The organism is Streptomyces luteolus (assembly GCF_029968015.1).
Classification (GTDB): domain Bacteria; phylum Actinomycetota; class Actinomycetes; order Streptomycetales; family Streptomycetaceae; genus Streptomyces; species Streptomyces luteolus.
In genome coordinates this window covers 131,735-148,328 of record NZ_JASCIS010000012.1, presented here as the reverse complement: position 1 = coordinate 148,328, position 16,594 = coordinate 131,735, and the positions used below count along the sequence as shown (strand labels likewise).

At 70.9% G+C, this 16,594-nt stretch carries 14 protein-coding genes and 1 riboswitch; of the genes, 7 read left to right on the top strand and 7 right to left on the bottom strand.

All coding sequences use genetic code 11. The features are described 5' to 3' along the window. Positions 1 to 156 precede the first annotated feature (156 nt). Complete coding sequence (locus QIT00_RS14490) at positions 157 to 1,050, top strand: esterase/lipase family protein (protein ID WP_408909769.1); 894 nt, start codon at positions 157 to 159, stop codon at positions 1,048 to 1,050. Between the two features lie 239 nt (positions 1,051 to 1,289). Beyond that, positions 1,290 to 3,044, top strand: a complete 1,755-nt coding sequence (locus tag QIT00_RS14485) for a peptidoglycan DD-metalloendopeptidase family protein (protein ID WP_282535635.1) — start codon at positions 1,290 to 1,292, stop codon at positions 3,042 to 3,044. Between the two features lie 79 nt (positions 3,045 to 3,123). Here QIT00_RS14485 and pcrA read toward each other — a convergent pair whose 3' ends face one another. Further along, positions 3,124 to 5,607: a DNA helicase PcrA gene (gene pcrA, locus QIT00_RS14480; RefSeq protein ID WP_282535634.1), complete on the bottom strand. Its 2,484-nt coding sequence runs from the start codon at positions 5,605 to 5,607 to the stop codon at positions 3,124 to 3,126. 250 nt (positions 5,608 to 5,857) lie between these two features. Next, positions 5,858 to 6,037: riboswitch (cyclic di-AMP (ydaO/yuaA leader) on the top strand. A 7-nt stretch (positions 6,038 to 6,044) separates the two neighbouring features. On the opposite strand from pcrA, the gene QIT00_RS14475 reads away from it, so the two are divergent. After that, positions 6,045 to 7,229 (top strand): C40 family peptidase, encoded by a 1,185-nt coding sequence (locus QIT00_RS14475; protein ID WP_282535633.1) that lies wholly within the window; start codon positions 6,045 to 6,047, stop codon positions 7,227 to 7,229. A 171-nt stretch (positions 7,230 to 7,400) separates the two neighbouring features. Here QIT00_RS14475 and QIT00_RS14470 read toward each other — a convergent pair whose 3' ends face one another. Beyond that, positions 7,401 to 7,754, bottom strand: coding sequence for a hypothetical protein (locus tag QIT00_RS14470; protein WP_282535632.1), 354 nt, complete (start codon positions 7,752 to 7,754; stop codon positions 7,401 to 7,403). Positions 7,755 to 8,097: 343 nt separating this feature from the next. Between QIT00_RS14470 and QIT00_RS14465 the strand changes: the two genes are divergently transcribed. Then, on the top strand, positions 8,098 to 9,153 hold the full coding sequence (locus QIT00_RS14465; protein ID WP_282535631.1) for a C40 family peptidase: 1,056 nt from the start codon (positions 8,098 to 8,100) through the stop codon (positions 9,151 to 9,153). Positions 9,154 to 9,225: 72 nt separating this feature from the next. Here the strand turns inward: QIT00_RS14465 and QIT00_RS14460 are convergent, their stop codons facing one another. After that, positions 9,226 to 9,804 (bottom strand): GNAT family N-acetyltransferase, encoded by a 579-nt coding sequence (locus QIT00_RS14460; RefSeq protein WP_282535630.1) that lies wholly within the window; start codon positions 9,802 to 9,804, stop codon positions 9,226 to 9,228. A 114-nt stretch (positions 9,805 to 9,918) separates the two neighbouring features. Here QIT00_RS14460 and QIT00_RS14455 point away from each other — a divergent pair, with 114 nt between their 5' ends. Continuing rightward, positions 9,919 to 10,560, top strand: coding sequence for a hypothetical protein (locus QIT00_RS14455; RefSeq protein WP_282535629.1), 642 nt, complete (start codon positions 9,919 to 9,921; stop codon positions 10,558 to 10,560). A gap of 19 nt (positions 10,561 to 10,579) precedes the next feature. Here QIT00_RS14455 and QIT00_RS14450 read toward each other — a convergent pair whose 3' ends face one another. Beyond that, entirely contained in the window at positions 10,580 to 11,293 is a 714-nt protein-coding gene (locus QIT00_RS14450; protein ID WP_282535628.1) for a LuxR C-terminal-related transcriptional regulator, read from the bottom strand. Then, positions 11,290 to 12,660 (bottom strand): ATP-binding protein, encoded by a 1,371-nt coding sequence (locus tag QIT00_RS14445; RefSeq protein ID WP_282535627.1) that lies wholly within the window; start codon positions 12,658 to 12,660, stop codon positions 11,290 to 11,292. The genes QIT00_RS14450 and QIT00_RS14445 overlap by 4 nt, the downstream gene beginning before the upstream one ends. Before the next feature lie 276 nt (positions 12,661 to 12,936). Here QIT00_RS14445 and QIT00_RS14440 point away from each other — a divergent pair, with 276 nt between their 5' ends. Next, entirely contained in the window at positions 12,937 to 14,286 is a 1,350-nt protein-coding gene (locus QIT00_RS14440; protein WP_282535626.1) for a PspC domain-containing protein, read from the top strand. Next, positions 14,273 to 14,653, top strand: coding sequence for a hypothetical protein (locus QIT00_RS14435; protein ID WP_349017178.1), 381 nt, complete (start codon positions 14,273 to 14,275; stop codon positions 14,651 to 14,653). The genes QIT00_RS14440 and QIT00_RS14435 overlap by 14 nt, the downstream gene beginning before the upstream one ends. Here QIT00_RS14435 and QIT00_RS14430 read toward each other — a convergent pair. Continuing rightward, complete coding sequence (locus QIT00_RS14430) at positions 14,560 to 15,075, bottom strand: DoxX family protein (protein WP_282535687.1); 516 nt, start codon at positions 15,073 to 15,075, stop codon at positions 14,560 to 14,562. The two genes, QIT00_RS14435 and QIT00_RS14430, sit on opposite strands and share 94 nt — an antisense overlap. A 104-nt stretch (positions 15,076 to 15,179) precedes the next feature. Beyond that, complete coding sequence (locus QIT00_RS14425; protein WP_282535625.1) at positions 15,180 to 16,445, bottom strand: hypothetical protein; 1,266 nt, start codon at positions 16,443 to 16,445, stop codon at positions 15,180 to 15,182. Between the last annotated feature and the right edge of the window lie 149 nt (positions 16,446 to 16,594).

Here is a 16,594-nt window from a genome sequence, read left to right as displayed (position 1 = left end):
TCGCTTCGGGCCGGAGCCGCGTAAGAACCGGAGCTGACAAAGAAGCGGTCGCCGCCGGAGTCGCCGGGACGCGATTCCGTAGCATCCGAAACGGCAACCACAGCGGGCACACGGGGGCACGGAGCCGACTCCCGCGTGCGGTTCGGGAGGTCGGCCGTGAAGGTACTACCCGTACTGATGTCGACACTCGAGTCCTGCCTGCGCCGCCCCGGACTGTTTCCGACCGGGCAGCATCTGCGGTTATCCACCGCACTGTTGAAGGCATCGGCGCTGGAGCTCGCCATCCTGGCCGGGCATCTCTTCCTCTACCCCTCGGGCATCCGGCAGGAGCAGCCGTCCCCGGCACAGGCACCGGCACCGGCACCGGCACCGCGAGAGCGGATGCAGCCCGTCCGGCTGCCGAGCGCCACGGCCGAGCGGCCCGTGGTGTTGCTGCACGGCTTCATCGACAACCGTTCCGTCTTCGTGCTGCTGCGCCGGGCCCTGGCCAAGGAGGGCCGACAGCACCTCACGTCGCTCAACTACTCACCGCTGACGTGTGACATCCGCGGTGCGGCGGAACGCCTCGGCCGGCATGTGGAGGAGATCTGCGCGCGCACCGGGCAGCCCGTCGTGGACATCGTCGGGCACAGCCTCGGCGGACTCATAGCCCGCTACTACGTACAGCGGCTCGGCGGTGACATCCGGGTGCGTACGTTGGTCACGCTCGGCTCGCCGCACGGCGGCACCCGCGTCGTGCCGTTGATGAGCGCGCACCCGATCGTCCGCCAAATGCGGCCGGGCTCCGATGTGATCGAGGAGCTGAGGGAGCCCGCTCCTCACTCCAGGACCCGGTTCGTCTGCTTCTGGAGCGATCTCGACACGGTGATGTCCCCACCGGAGACGGCCTGCGTCGACCATCCCGATCTCCTTGCGCACAACATTCAGGTGACCGGAATCGGGCATCTCGCCCTGCCGGTTCATCCGGCGGTCGCCGCCGCCATCCGGCAGGCCATCGACGCGGAGGAGGCCATCACGTCGGCCACGGGCCCAGCCGCGGTCGTGGCCTGATCCCAGCACCGGCGGCCCCCGACCGGTCCTGCCGCCCGCCTCCGGAACGACACCTGGGCATCCGACAGTCGAACGACTCTCGAACGCAGCGCCAAAGCTCCGCCCACAGTCCGCCGAAAGGCGGCCGATTGCCCGTTTCCTGAAGGCGTGAAACCCCCCGAAGATTGTCGCCGTCGCATACCGCCGGGTACAGTCACCGCACTGCTCTGCCCCCTGCTGTCGAGGCGAAAGAGAAGTTGGTGAACGACCAGCACGGCTATGCCGCCGGTTACGACGGCTACACCACCGGTGCCTTCGACACCACCTCTTTCGACGCCGACCCGCTGTTCGGCGCGATGCCGGGTGAGACCGGCGCGTACGACGCCGGACAGAGCGGTCAGTGGGACAACGGCCAGTGGGCGACGGGTGTCCAGGCGTCCTACGACCCGTACGCCAACACCCCGCAGGACGCGGGCAGTTACGCGACCGGTGGCTACGACACGACCGCCATGTGGGCGACGGGCGGGTACCAGCAGCTCGCCGACATCCCCGCGCAGCCCGGCCCGCATGCCGCCGAGCAGTGGGACGCCACCGGCCAGTGGCAGACCCCGAACTTCGGGCAGCCGACCGAGCAGCCCACAGGCCTGGAGCACGGTCAGTCGTTCCTGGAGACGGGCGCGTACGACGCCACCGCGTGGAACGTCGACGGAGCCGTGCCCTCCGTGCCTTCCGCTCCCGCCACGTCAGCCGACGGCTATGACGCCTACGGAACGTTCGACGCGGGTAGCACAGGATTCGAGACCCAGGCCGCCCCCGTCTTCGACCCGCTCGCCTTCGAGACGCACGGCCTCGACCCGCAGAGCCTCGAAGGTCAGCACCTCGAACCCCAGGCCTTCGACACGCAAGCCTTCGACGCCCAGGCCTTCGCCGGTCAGGGATTCGAGACGCAGGCTTTCGAACCCCAGGCGTTCGAGACCCAGACCTTCGAGCCCCAGAGCTTCGAGACCCAGGCCTTCGACACCTCGATGTTCGAACACGTCGAGCACGTCGAGCACGCCGATCACGCAGCGCACATCGAGCAGTCCGTTCCGGGCGAGCACGGCGCGGCCGAACAGCCCGGCGCCGAGGGCGAGTTCAGCCCGATCGAGTTCAGCAGGCCCGCGGAGCCCGGTGACGGTGTGTCCCTGCCGGGCCAGGTCGACGCGGCGGACGCGGCCGACGCCGCCGACGCACCGTTCGTCGCCCAGGTCACGCCGGTCGGCCCCACGCCCCGCAGCCGGAGTCGCCGCCGCGCCCCCGCCAAACGTTCCGCTCTGCTGACGGTCGCCGTGCCGTCGGTGTGCGCGCTCGGTGTCGCGGGCGTCGCCGCCGCGTCCGTGGCCGGCGGCATGAGCGACGAGCAGGCCGACACACAGACCCAGGCCGCGCCCGACCCCAGCACGGTCAAACCGTCCACGGCCAACAGCAAGCTGGACACCCAGCTCGCCAATCTCTCCGCGGACGCCGACGACTTCGCCGACCGGGCCAGCCGGACGCAGGAACGCATCGACCTCAAGGAGCGGCAGGAGGCCGAGCGCAAGCGGAAGGCCGCCGAGGCCGCGCGCAAGGAGGCGATGCGGCCGAAGTTCGCGCTGCCGGTGAAGCAGCACGGGCTGAGCGCGTACTACGGACAGTCCGGCATCAACTGGATGTCCACCCACTCGGGCATCGACTTCCCGGTCTCGTACGGCACTCCCGTGCTGGCCGCGGCGGACGGCACCGTGCGGACGCAGTGGAATCCCGCGTACGGGAACATGGCGATTGTGACGACCGCCGACGGCACGGAGCTCTGGTACTGCCACCTCTCCAGCACGAAGATCCGCAGCGGTTCCGTGAAGGCCGGTGACACCATCGCGTACTCCGGCAACTCCGGTAACTCCACCGGCCCGCACCTGCACTTCGAGGTGCGCCCCGGTGGCGGCTCGGCGATCGACCCGCTGCCGTGGCTGCGCGGCCACGGCCTCGACCCGACCTGATCCCGGCCGAACGGAACGGAACCGAGCCGAACGGAACCGAGCCGAACCGAACCGAGCCGAACCGAACCGAACCGAACCGTCAGAGCTTCTCGACGGGCGCGTATCTCAGCAGCAGCACCTTCGGCTTCGGGTCGCCGAAGTCGATCGTCGCGCGGGCCTTGTCCCCAGCGCCCTCCACACCGACGACCGTGCCGAGGCCGAACTGGTCGTGCGTGACCCGGTCCCCCACCGACAGCGAGACGACCGGCTTGTCCCCGCCGGTGCGCCGCGTCGCGAAGCCCGAAGGTCCGCCGCGGGAACGGGAGGACGAGAGCGACGAGACGACTGATCCGGCCGGGCCGCGCGAGGGCGGCGGCGCGGCGGGGCCGGTGCGCTTCCAGTCCAGGTGCTGGTCGGGGATCTCCTCGAGGAAGCGGGACGGCGGGTTGTACGAGGGCTGGCCCCAGGCCGAGCGCATCGTGGACCGCGTCAGATAGAGGCGTTCGCGGGCGCGCGTGATGCCCACGTACGCGAGGCGGCGCTCCTCCTCCAGCTCCTTGGCCTGGCCGAGCGACCGCATGTGCGGGAAGACGCCGTCCTCCATGCCGGTCAGGAAGACCACCGGGAACTCGAGGCCCTTCGCGGTGTGCAGCGTCATCAGCGTGATGACGCCGGAGCCGTCGTCCTCGTCCGGGATCTGGTCGGAGTCGGCGACCAGGGCGACCTTCTCCAGGAAGTCCGCGAGGGTGCCCTGCTCTCCCTCCTCCCGCTCCTGCTCGAACTCCAGGGCCACGGCGGCGAGTTCCTGGAGGTTCTCGATGCGGGTCTCGTCCTGCGGGTCGGTCGAGGACTGCAACTCCGCGAGATATCCGGTGCGTTCGAGGACGGCCTCCAGGACGGTGGCCGGACCGGCGCCGGATTCCACGATCGTGCGGAGCTCCTCCATCAGCGTGTTGAAGCGCCGGACGGCGTTGGCGGAGCGAGCCGCCATTCCGTAGGCCTCGTCCACGCGCTTCAGCGCCTGCGGGAAGCTGATCTTCTCGCGCAGCGACAGCGCGTCGATCATCGCCTCGGCGCGATCGCCGATGCCGCGCTTGGGGACGTTGAGGATGCGGCGCAGCGGAACCGAATCCTCCGGGTTGGCGAGGACGCGGAGGTAGGCCAGGACGTCCCTGACCTCCTTGCGCTCGTAGAAGCGGACGCCGCCGACGACCTTGTAGGGCAGGCCGACGCGGATGAAGATCTCTTCAAAGACGCGGGACTGCGCGTTCGTACGGTAGAAGACCGCGACGTCTCCGGCCTTCGCGTCGCCCGCGTCCGTGAGGCGGTCGATCTCCTCGGCGACGAACTGTGCCTCGTCGTGCTCGGTGTCCGCGACGTATCCGGTGATGCGGGCGCCTTCACCGGCGTTGGTCCAGAGGTTCTTGGGGCGACGGCTCTCGTTGCGCTCGATGACGGCGTTGGCGGCGCTCAGGATCGTCTGCGTGGAGCGGTAGTTCTGCTCAAGGAGGATCGTCGTCGCGTTCGGGTAGTCCTCCTCGAACTGGAGGATGTTGCGGATGGTCGCGCCGCGGAAGGCGTAGATCGACTGGTCCGCGTCACCCACCACGCACAGCTCGGCGGGCTCGATGGCGGGGGCGCCGTCGGCCACCGGCTCGCCGTTCCCCACCAGCTCGCGGACCAGGGCGTACTGGGCGTGGTTGGTGTCCTGGTACTCGTCGACCATGACGTGGCGGAAGCGGCGGCGGTAGTGCTCGGCGACGTCCGGGAAGGCCTGGAGCAGGTGGACCGTCGTCATGATCAGGTCGTCGAAGTCCAGGGCGTTGGCCTCGCGGAGGCGCTGCTGGTACATCGTGTACGCCTGCGCGAGGGTCTTCTCGAAGCCTCCCCCGGACTCCGTCTGGGAGGTGCCCCCAGCCGCCTGCCCGGCAAAGGTCTCCTCGTCGATGAGCTCGTTCTTGAGGTTGGAGACCTTGGCGCTGAAGGACTTCGGCGGGAACTTCTTCGGGTCGAGGTCCAGGTCCCGGCAGCACAGCGCCATCAGGCGCTTGGAGTCGGCGGCGTCGTAGATCGAGAACGAGGACGTGAAGCCCAGGCGCTTCGACTCGCGGCGCAGTATCCGCACGCACGCGCTGTGGAAGGTCATCACCCACATCGCGTTGGCGCGCGGGCCGACCAGGTCGGAGACGCGCTCCTTCATCTCGCCCGCGGCCTTGTTCGTGAACGTGATCGCGAGGATCTGGCCCGGGTGGGCGTCCCGCTCCGCGAGGAGGTGCGCGATGCGGTGCGTGAGGACGCGGGTCTTGCCGGAGCCCGCGCCCGCGACGATGAGCAGCGGGGAGCCGGAGTGGACGACGGCCGCGCGCTGGTTGTCGTTCAGCCCCTCGAGCAGGGTCGCCGGATCGACCGCGGGGCGGGGGGCACCGTCGCGGTAGTACGCGTCCCTGGGCGGGGGCGCGTCGAAGCGGCCGCCGAAGAGGTCGTCCGGAATCTCCTCCGGAGCGGACTCCTCGGGCGGCGGCGGAGGCCCGTGATCCTTGGGCTGCAGGTCCGCCAGGAAGCTGTCGTCAAAGAGGCTGCTCATCGCCTACCGAGTCTAGGCGGCCCCACTGACAGCCCGACCCCGGTTCCCGGAGCCCGCCCGAAAGCGGATGCGCGAGCGGCTCCCCGGAATGCCGCGCACGCTCCGTCTCACCGTGTTCAGGTGCTCACACAGCGCGAAAGTCACGAAAATGTATCGGGCATATCGAACACCAACCTTCACAGCTGACACACGAGTTGGCTACTTTGCCTTCGGGCCGCACGTCCCCCCACCGGCGGAAGACGCCGGGAGCGCGCGGCCTGCGCCGAGTCCGGTGCGCTCCCCCGCGGGCAGCCGGAGCCGGGGACCCACCTTGATCTTTGGGGTGAATCGGTCCCGTACAAGAGCACAACGTACGAGACCGTAGGGCAGCCCTTCCGAACCATCCGCCCGAACCCGACAGCTAACCCGGTAGGCGGCAAACGGAAGGAGCGCCTCCTTTGGCGTCGCACCGCAAGCCGCGGTCCAGGCCGGGTCTCGTACGGACATCCCAGGCCGTCGGCATCACCACCGCCGCACTCACCTCCGTCGCGCTGCTGTCGCAGACGGCGGGAGCCGCGCCGGCCGAGCCGAAACCCTCGCTCGAAGAGGTCCAGAAGAAGGTCGACGACCTGTACCGGCAGGCCGGCGTCGCCACGCAGAAGTACAACGCCGCCAAGGAGCGCACCGACCGGCAGCAAGGCGAGGTCGACGGGCTGCTCGACCAGGTCGCCGAGCGCACCGACAAGGTCAACGAAGCGCGCCGCGAGCTCGGTTCGCTCGCCGCGGCCCAGTACCGCAACGGCGGCATGTCCGAGACCGCGCATCTGCTGCTCGCCGACGATCCGCAGTCGATGTTCGACCAGCGTCAGCTCATGTCGCGCCTCAGCGACCGCCAGCAGCGGGCTGTCGACGACTACGAGTCGCTGCAGCGCGAGGCCACCGCCGAGCGCGGCAAGGCGCAGAAGAGCCTGGAGTCGCTGACCGATTCGCAGGCCGACCTGAAGGAGAGCAAGCGGGCCGTGCAGGCCAAGCTCTCCGAGGCGCGCGAACTCCTGTCGAAGCTGACCGCCGAGGAGAAGGCGCGGCTGGCCGCGATCGAGCGGAGGAAGGAGGCCGAGGCCAAGCGCAAGGCCGAGGAACTCGCCCGCAAGCAGGCGGAGGAGGAGCGCAAGCGCAAGGCCGAGGAGGAGGCCCGCCAGAAGGAGGAGGAGCAGGGCTCGGGGTCGGGCTCAGGGTCCGATTCCGGCACAGGGTCTGATTCCGGCTCCGGCTCTGACGCGGGCGGCTCGTACGCAGCCAAGGCGCAGAAGGTGATCGCGTTCGCGGAGGCGCAGATCGGCAAGCCGTACGTCTGGGGCGCCACCGGCCCCGACTCGTACGACTGCTCCGGGCTCACGCAGGACGCGTGGAAGACCGCGGGGATCTCGTTGCCGCGCACCACCTGGGACCAGGTGAAGGTCGGCACGACCGTGAAGACCGCCGACGCCGAACCCGGTGACCTGGTGTTCTTCTACGACGACATCAGCCACGTCGGGATCTACATCGGCGGCGGCAAGATGATCCACGCGCCGAAGCCGGGGGCGAACGTGCGCACGGAGTCGATCTACTACATGCCGATCCACAGCGTGGTGCGGCCCGCATAGCGCTGTCGCCGCCGGCCGCTCCCGGCGGCAGAAGGGCCCGGACCGCCGTCGCTGGTCCGGGCCCTTCGCCGTATGCCGTCCGGACCTCTCAGGTCCGGTCAAAATTCCTCACGTCCGGTCGGGATCCCTCACGTCCGGTCAGGATCCCTCACGTCCGGTCCGGAGGACCTCTCAGGTCCAGAGCGTCGCGATGAAGATGTTCACGGTGGTGAGCGCGCCCACCGTGACGAACATCCCCTTCTCCACCTTCTCCTCGTCGCGCTTCACGTACACGAGGCCGAGGATCACGATCAGCAGCGCCAGCTTCACGCCGATCTTGATGTTGTTCACGGTGTGGTCGTCGGCCTGGTTGAGGCCGACCAGGGCCACGCCGGTGACCAGCATCGTCAGCGCGCCGTGCAGCATCGCGGGGGTGAAGCGTGCCGTGCCCGCGCCCATCGCCTTCATCTGAGCCAGGAAGCCGCCGAGCAGTGAGGCGATTCCGATGATGTGCAGGGCGACGAACACATTGATGAGTACGTCCATGGTGCGGAGCCTAACCGGGGCCATAGCAGCAGTCCGCAGGCAGGTCCTGCCGGACGGCCGCAACGGTCGCAGGGGTTCCGAAAACCGGCACCACGCGCGCGTGCGCCCGGTCAGTTGCGGTCACGCTCCACTCTCTGCGGCCAGTTGCGCACAATCCGTCATCAACCCGTGACGCTGAGGTTTAGCGTCCTTGGCCAGGTGACCGGCGCACCACCGCCGCCCCCGCCCCGTAGGGCGGCATGCCGGTCACCCCCGCCGAGAAGTCCGGCGGTGGCCCGCTCCCCCTGTGCGGGCCGCCGCCGGACGCGCGGGAAGACCGGACGCGTAAGGAAGAAGTGGATCCGTGACCGCGCAGCGCAAACACCGAAAACCCAGGCACCGCTCGATCAGTGGCCATACGGCTCGCACCGCCGCCACCCTGGCACTCGCCTCGGCCGCGTCCGGTGCGGCACTCGAAGGGACCGGGAACGCGGAGCCCCGGCTCACCCCGGCCCAGGTCAAGGCCAAGGTCGACAAGCTCTACCACGACGCGGAGATCGCCACCGAGAAGTACAACGGCGTCAAGGAGCGAGCCAAGGCCGCCGAGGACCGTGTCGACGAGCTGCAGGACGAGGCCGCCCGCAGGACCGATCGCCTCAACTCCACGCGTGCCGGGCTCGGTTCGGCCGCCGCCGCGCAGTACCGCACGGGTGCGATCGCCCCGTCCATGCAGCTCGCGCTCGCCTCCGACCCGGACAACTACCTGGACCGCGTGATGCTCGCCGACCGCGCGGACAGCCGACAGGCAGCCGCCGTGCGGCGCGTCCAGGGCGAGCTGCGCGAACTCGACGGGCTGCGCGCCGAGGCCGACCGCAGGAGCGACGAACTCGGCCAGCACCGCGCGAAGTTGCGCAAGCACAAGAAGGACATCAACGGAAAGCTGGCCTCCGCCCAGCGCCTCCTCGACCGGCTCACCGCCGCCGAACGCGAACAGCTCACCGACGACCTGCACGGCAGCAGCGACACCCGCGCCTCCCGCGACCTGCCCCGCGGCCCCCTCAAGGCCCCCAACTCCCGGGCGGCACAAGCTGTTTCATACGCCTACGACGCCCTCGGCAGCCCCTACGTGTGGGGTGCGTCCGGGCCGAACTCCTTCGACTGCTCCGGCCTCACCCAGGCCGCGTACCGCTCGGCGGGCGTCTCCCTGCCGCGGACGACGTACACGCAGATCAACGCCGGGCAGCGCGTCTCGCGCTCCGAACTCGCCCCCGGTGACCTGGTGTTCTTCTACTCGGGCATCAGTCACGTCGGCCTCTATGTGGGAGGCGGGCAGATGATCCACGCTCCCAACCCGAACGCTCCGGTGCGGCTCGCCCCGGTGGACTCGATGCCGTTCTCGGGGGCTACGCGGGTGTCCTGAGCCGATCCGCACGCACCCGCCGCTACCGCTCGGCTGGGCATCCGCCGCTACCGCTCGGCTGGGCATCCGCCGTTACCGCTCGGCGGGCCTGAGGTCGCCCAGCGGCAGCCACATCTTCACGTCGTCGAACCGCTCCTCGCCCACCGCGATACCGCCCGGGAGCCTGCCCCACTCGCGGAAGCCGATGCGGGAGTACAGCTCGATGGCCGACTGGTTGTTGCCGCGCACGCCGAGCGTCAGCAGCTCCAGACCCGCCGCGCGCGCGTGTTCCGCCAGGCCGGAGACCAGCCGCCGGCCGAGGCCGAGCCCGCGTGCCGCCGGATGCGTCATCAACTGCCGTAGCTCACCGCTGTGTCGGTACGTCGCCACAGCGCCCCGCCGCTGCCAGAGGCCGCAGCCCGCGACCCTGCCGTCGACCGTGGCCACCGCGAACGCCGCGTCGCCGGCCCGCACATCGGCGAGCACGGCGCCCAGCCAGGCGTCCGTCTCGTCCCGGGGCGGCGGGGCGAGATAGCCGATGGCGCCGCCGTCCGCGGTCACGTCGCCTATCAACCGGTGGATTCCGACCTGGAGTTGAGCCTCCTCCTCGGTCGGCCAGACGAGGGCGAGCTGGGGGCGGGGCCTGGCGGGAGCGCCGGAGGAGGTGTTCATGGTCAGCCATGCTAGGGGGCCCCGCCAACGTTCTTCGAAGCTGTCCACAGGCCCGCGGGCGGAGTTATCCACAGGCCGAGCGGGCGGGAACACCAGTGCGGTACGTTCGCCCGCATGTCCCGCGTTCCCCTTCCTCCGCCTCCTCCGCCACCGCATCTGCGCACGTGGCCCGACCGTGGCTCCCTGCTCTCCGACAGAGCCGGTGCGTTGACGGTCCTGCACCGCCGCGGCCTCGGCCTGGCTCAGCTCGGCGTGCTGTGGCTCATGGCGTTGTCGGCGCTGTGCGGCTGGTCGGGGGTCGCGGGAGCCGTGCAGATGGCATCCAGTTCCGGGGGCTTCCCGCTCGACCTGCTGTTCGCCCTGCTCGTCGCGGTGGTGGGCCTCGCCATCATGGCTCCGGCCATGGTCGTCATGGTCCTGTGGTTCCGAAGACAGCGGCGCATACGTCAACTCACCGACGCGTGGCTGGCGTTGGACTCCGACCCGGCGGCCGACAACCGGCTGCGCTCCCCCGGGCTCAGCCTGACCTGGATGCTGCTGTCGTTCCTGCTGTGCGGGCTCGGAATCCTGAGTTCGTACGCCTCAGCCGCCACCGCGTCCGGTTCGGAGGCGGTGTTCCAGGTGCTCCTGGGCATGGGCGGCGGGTTGATCATCTGGGTGACCGGACTCCTGGGCGTCCGCAAGGCGTTCGGGCACCGGCAGTGGGTTATGTCGCGGCTGGGACGGTCTCGGAAGTCCTCACCCCGAGGCGACTGATCGCCTCGGGCCACAGCCCTCAGACCAGCCGCCTCGCCGTGGCCCACCGCGTCAGCTCGTGCCGGTTGGACAGCTGCAACTTCCGCAGCACGGCCGAGACATGGGACTCGACCGTCTTCACGGAGATGAACAGCTGCTTGGCGATCTCCTTGTACGCGTACCCACGGGCGATCAGGCGCAGCACCTCGCGCTCGCGCTGGGTGAGCCGGTCCAGGTCCTCGTCGACCGGCGGGGAGTCCGTGGACGCGAAGGCGTCCAGGACGAAGCCGGCCAGGCGCGGCGAGAACACCGCATCGCCTTCCTGCACACGGAAGATGGAGTCGACCAGGTCGGTGCCGGTGATCGTCTTCGTGACGTATCCGCGCGCGCCGCCGCGGATCACGCCGATGACGTCCTCGGCGGCGTCGGAGACCGACAGGGCGAGGAAACGCACCGGGTTCTCGGGGTCCGCCATGAGCGGGGCGCAGCGCCGCAGCACCTCGACGCCGCCGCCACCCGGCAGATGGACGTCGAGCAGCACGACCTCGGGGCGGGTGGCCGTGATCACGGTGACGGCCTGCTCCACGTCGGCCGCCTCGCCGACGACTTCGACGCCCGTGGTCTCCGTACGGCCGATCTCCGCCTGGACTCCCGCGCGGAACATCCGGTGGTCGTCGACGAGGACGACCTTCACCCGGCGCGCGCCGGGCTCACGCTCGGGCTCACCCTGGGTCTGTTCGGTCGCGTCACTCATGCCGTGGTCGCCCTCTCCATCTCCAACTCGACTTCCGTGCCCCCGCCGGGCACCGTACGCAGCCGGGCCGTACCACCGTTGCGCTGCATGCGGCCGATGATCGACTCCCGTACGCCCATGCGGTCCGCGGGCACCGCGTCCAGGTCGAATCCCGGGCCGCGGTCACGCACCGAGACGAAGACCGTCTCTCCCTCGACCTCCGCGAAGACCTGGACGGCGCCGCCCTCGCCACCGTACTTGGCGGCGTTGACCATCGCTTCCCGGGCGGCCTGGAGTTGGGCGGAGAGCCTCTCGTCCAGCTCGCAGTCACCGACGACGACCACCTCGATGGGGACGCCGTACTTGTCCTCCACCTCGGCGGCCGCCCGGCGCACCGCGTCGGCGAGGTTCTCCGGCTCTTCCTCGTCGTCCTTGCCGCTGGGTTTGTACAGCCAGGTGCGCAGGTCGCGCTCCTGGGCGCGGGCCAGCCTGCGGACCTCGCCGGGGCTCTCCGCGTTGCGCTGGATCAGGGTCAGGGTGTGCAGCACCGAGTCATGCACGTGGGCGGCGACTTCGGCGCGCTCCTGGGCCCGGATGCGCATCAGGCGTTCCTCGGAGAGGTCCTGTGTCATACGGACGAGGTAGGGGCCCGCGAGCAGGGCGATACCCACCAGGACGGCGAGGGCCGCCTGCAGCACGGCGCCGAGGTTCTGGAGGGAGCCCTGGAGGACGAAGATGCCGGTGACGCCGGTGCCGACGAGGACGACACCGGCGGCGGTGCGGGCCAGGTTCAGCGTGCGTCTGCGGCGGCCGACCTCCATCCAGCGGGCCCTGCGGGCGTTGTCCGCCTGCCGCCAGACCAGGGCCACACCGGCGGCCATGAGGAGCAACGGCCAGAGATAGACCTTGCCGGGGCCGCTCACGTCGACAGAGCTGACGAAGACCATGGCGACGACGACCATGGCGAGCAGCGCGATCAACTGGCCCTTGTCGACCTTGCGTACGACGAGCTTGCGGCGGCCGTCGGGACCGACCTCCGTCGTCACGGCGTGCTGCCGCTCGGCCGATCCGGCCGCGCCCGCCCCGCCGACGCCCCCGACACCTCCGACACCTCCGACACCTCCAACGCCACCGACGCCGAGCGGGACGAAGAACCAGAACGCGGCGTACAGGAGCGCGCCCAGGCCGTCTGCGAGGAACAGGCCGACGAAGACGAGGCGCACCCAGATCACGGGCAGCCCGAGATGGCCCGCGAGCCCGCGCGCGACTCCCCCGAGCCATCGGCCCTCGCCGCTGCGGTAGAGCTTGCGCAGCGGCTGGGGATCCTCGGTGGCGGGAGCGGCGGTCGGCATGCCATCGATGGTCACACGGTGCGCGACGGAAGACATCAGGGTCCGCCCCCGAGACGTCCCTGATCTCCGGCCCGCCCCCCCCTGAGCCCCGCCCCCCCCTGAGCCCCGCCCCACCTCAGCCCGGCCTCCCGCCGCCCCGCCGGATCGCGCACCGTCGGGTCGCGCGCCGTCGGGTCGCGCGCCCCCGGTCCGCGCCGGGCCGCTCCGGGTCCGCGCCCCTGGCGCCCCGCATCGATCTCGGGGTCGGATATCAGGGTCGGACCAGGGTCGTCCCGTCTGCCGAAGCCGGCCTCGTCCCGTCACCATGGACACATGAACGATCAGGACCTGGCCGGGGCGAGCGCCGCCGAGCCGAGCGCCCCGCCGGGGCTGCGCCGCGAGCGGTCGCACCGCATGCTCGGCGGCGTTTGCTCGGGCCTGGGCCGGCACTGCGACATGGACCCGGTGATCTTCCGTATCGGCCTCGCCGTGCTCGCCGTCACCGGCGGCCTCGGCCTGATCTTCTACGGCTTCGCATGGCTGCTCCTCCCGCTCGACGGGGACGAGGAGAGCGAGGGCCGCAAGCTGCTCACCGGCCGGGTCTCCGGTGCCGGCCTGTCCGCCCTGCTCTGCGCGCTCATCGGCTGCGGCGTCTTCCTGTCCATGCTGAACAACGGCGGGGTGCTCACGTTCGCGGCGGTGCTCACCCTGCTGCTCGCGGGCGCGGGGTACTGGTCGCAGGCCCGCCGCGACACACACACCGCCCCGGTCACGGCACAGGCGGTCGCCGACGCCCCGCCGGAGGCCCAGGCCCCGCCGGTCGCGGGAGTCTGGTCGTGGTGGCGGGACCCGATAGTGAAGGACGGCACGCACGAAGGAGGGACGGGGTACGCATGGGGCCCGGCCGACCACGCGATCGAGTACCCGGTGGACTTCATCGACGGCACCAAGGGCCCCCAGCTCGCCATGCCGCCAGGCCCGTACCACCGCACGTACCGCCCGACGGTCCCCAAGCCCGTGCCCGAGCCGAAGCCGCGCGGGCCGCGCTGGATCGGCGGCTGGGTCTTCCTGCTCGCCCTGCTCGCCGGAGCGCTCGGCACCGGGCTCACCTGGAGCGATCACGGGGGCGCCGGCTCGCTCGGCCTCAGCCTGCAGGCGGGCCTGGCCTGCGCGCTCGCCGTGTTCGGCCTGGGCATCGCGGTGAGCGCGTTCCTGGGGCGTACGGGCGGGGGCTCGATCGTCCTCGCGGTGCTCACGGCAGGCCTGCTCGCGGTGGCGACGGCCCTGCCGGAGAACATCGGTACGACGTGGACGCGCACGGACTGGCGCCCCACCGGCACGGCGCAGGTGCGGCCGGTGTACGAGGTGGGTTCGGGCGTCGGCACGCTCGACCTCACGGGGCTCGACCTGCGCAAGGGCCAGACCGTGAAGACGGCCGCCGAGGTCGGGGCGGGGCGCGTGGAGGTGGTCGTGCCGAAGGACGTGACCGTACGGCTTCGGGCCGAAGTGGGCGTCGGAGACATCCGCTTGCCCGGCGAGGCATCCGACGACGTGGACATCGCCCCTGGCCAGGACCGCCGCACCACGCTGAGACCGCCCGAAGGCACCCCCGAGGCGGGCACGGTGGATCTGAGACTGGAAGTGGGCGTCGGACAGGCGGAGGTGAGACGTGAGACCTCCTGAGCACGAGACGGGCGACCACCGCCCTGCCACCACCCCCGCGGCAGGCGCCTCCCAGACACCCACCACCCCCTCGGCAGGCACCCCCCACCCGAAGGAGTCCCGCATGCTGCGGCACGAGTTCCAGCCGGGCAAGCTCGTCGCGGGCGCCGTCCTGCTCACCGCGGGCGTGGCCTACGCGGGAGACGCGACCGGGGAGTGGCAGGTCCCGTGGTTCCTGCTGATCCCGCTGGTGTGCGGCGGGCTGTTCCTCGCGGCGGTCGTGGCCGCGGTGACCTACGGGATCCGGCGCCGCCGCTCCCGCAGCAGAGCGTCCAGAGAGAACGTGGGGGCGCCCGCGAGCAGCAGCGGGAGCCAGGCCATCAGATAGGCGAGATCGTTGCCGTAGTAGTAGGGCTCGACGGCCCAGCTCACCGTCAGCCACAGGCTCAGCGAGATCATCGCGCCGCCGAGCGCGGCGAGGCGGGACAGGAGGCCTGCCAACGTGCCGAGGCCGACGGCGAGTTCGCCGATGGCGATGGCGTAGCCGAAGCCGAGAGGGCTCTTGAGGGAGAGGTCCACCAGGGCGGGGACGGCCGAGGAGTCGCGGACGCCCTCCATGGTCTCGGCGATGGATCCGGCGCCGGACGCGGACATGAAGGTGGAGTCGGTGAGCTTGTCGAGTCCGGCGTAGATGAAGGTGACGCCGAGGAAGATCCGCAGGGGAAGGAGAGCGTGCCGGGTGAGGGTGGCCTTCAGGCTGCCGCCGTCGGCTCGGGCGATGTAGGGGTCGGTGGGAATGCCGTGCGCCATGGTGTCCGCCGCCTCTCGTTGATCGGCCAACAGACCATACGTACGACAGAAGGGGCGGGTTCACCAGTACCTGGAGCCGAACGGAGCGTTCCGGGAAGGTGGCGTCAGTCGGTCACCTCGACGGCGCAGCGGTTGCTCTCCACGCCCGCCGCTGTGATGACCTGCACTTCCACACGGCCGGGCGGGATGTCGACCGGGACCGGAACGGTGAGTACCGAGTCGGTGGGATTGGTGAAGCCGCCCGGAACCGGAACCAGCGGGACATGAACGTGCACCGCTCCGACGCGGACGACGACCCGGGAGAGTCGGTCGGGGGCGCCGGCACCGGGCGGTACGAATCCGGTGCCGCGGATCTCGATGTCGTCGCCGGTGCGGACCGGGGCGTCCAGGTCGCCGGGCTCGCGGGCGCGGACCACGGAGAGGATCACCGGCCGGCCGCCCTCGGCGAGCTTGCCCGCGAGATAGATGGCGGTCGAGATCAGCATGAGCGCGGCGATTCCCCACGGCAGATCGGGCAGTCGGGAGGGGTCGCCGGCGAGACGGACAGCGGCGAAGGCGAGGGCGAGGGCGGAGACGAGGACGTACTGGATGTCGGTGGAGCTGCCGCGGCCCGCGTCGTCGGTGATCAGGTCGGAGACGCGGGGACGGTCGGCGGGCAGTTTCTGAAGGCGCTGCGCCTGGACGCGTACGACGACGACGCGCCGGACCAGTACGGCGGCGCCGCAGACGACGGCGAGGACGGTCAACAGGCCGACGCACGCGTCGAGTTGGAGGCCGTCGAGCAGGGCGGAGCGCTCCCGGCCGGGAGCGGAGAGGGCGAGGCGGGCGGTGAGGACGAGCACGGCGAAGACGGTCAGGAGGACCCAGGCGGCGGCGACGGCGCGGGAGGTGGAGAGCCGGTTGTCCTCGCCGACGAGGGGCGCGAGCACTCCGCCGTGCGCCCGCTGCGCGTGGCCGACGGCGAGGAGGGCGCCTCCGGTGAGCGCGGCGGCGAGGGCGCCGGCGGTGCGGGCGGCGGTCCAGCCGGAGCCGATCGCGGTGAGGGCCTGGGCCAGCAGGAACAGGGTTCCGGCGGCGGCGAAGGCGAGCAGGGTGCGGCGCCACATCTGGTGCAGCCAGGCCCTGCCCTCGGCGCGGCCGCGCTCGGCGACGACGGCGGCCGACTGGGTGAGGGCGTCGGAGGCCCACTGGCGGGAGGCCGCGGCGGAGTGGGCGAGGGCGGCGGGCAGGCCGTCGCCGGAGGCCAACTTGTCGCGCTGGGCGAGGAATTCGGCGACGGCGCGTCGATGTCCGGTGCGGGCCCCGTGCGGGCAGTCACCGCAGGCGCAGCCGCCGTCGTGCGCCCCCTTTTCCGTCACTTGCACTGTCACGTGCGCTCCCCATCACTCCAACGATCCTCGTGACCGCCAACGCCCTTGATTTGATGGGGAATTGTGTCGCACTGAGCAAGCGCAGGGGGCGCATTGTCAGGTCAGAGGGGGTGGGCGACGTGGTGCCAGGTTGACTCGATCTTCCCGCG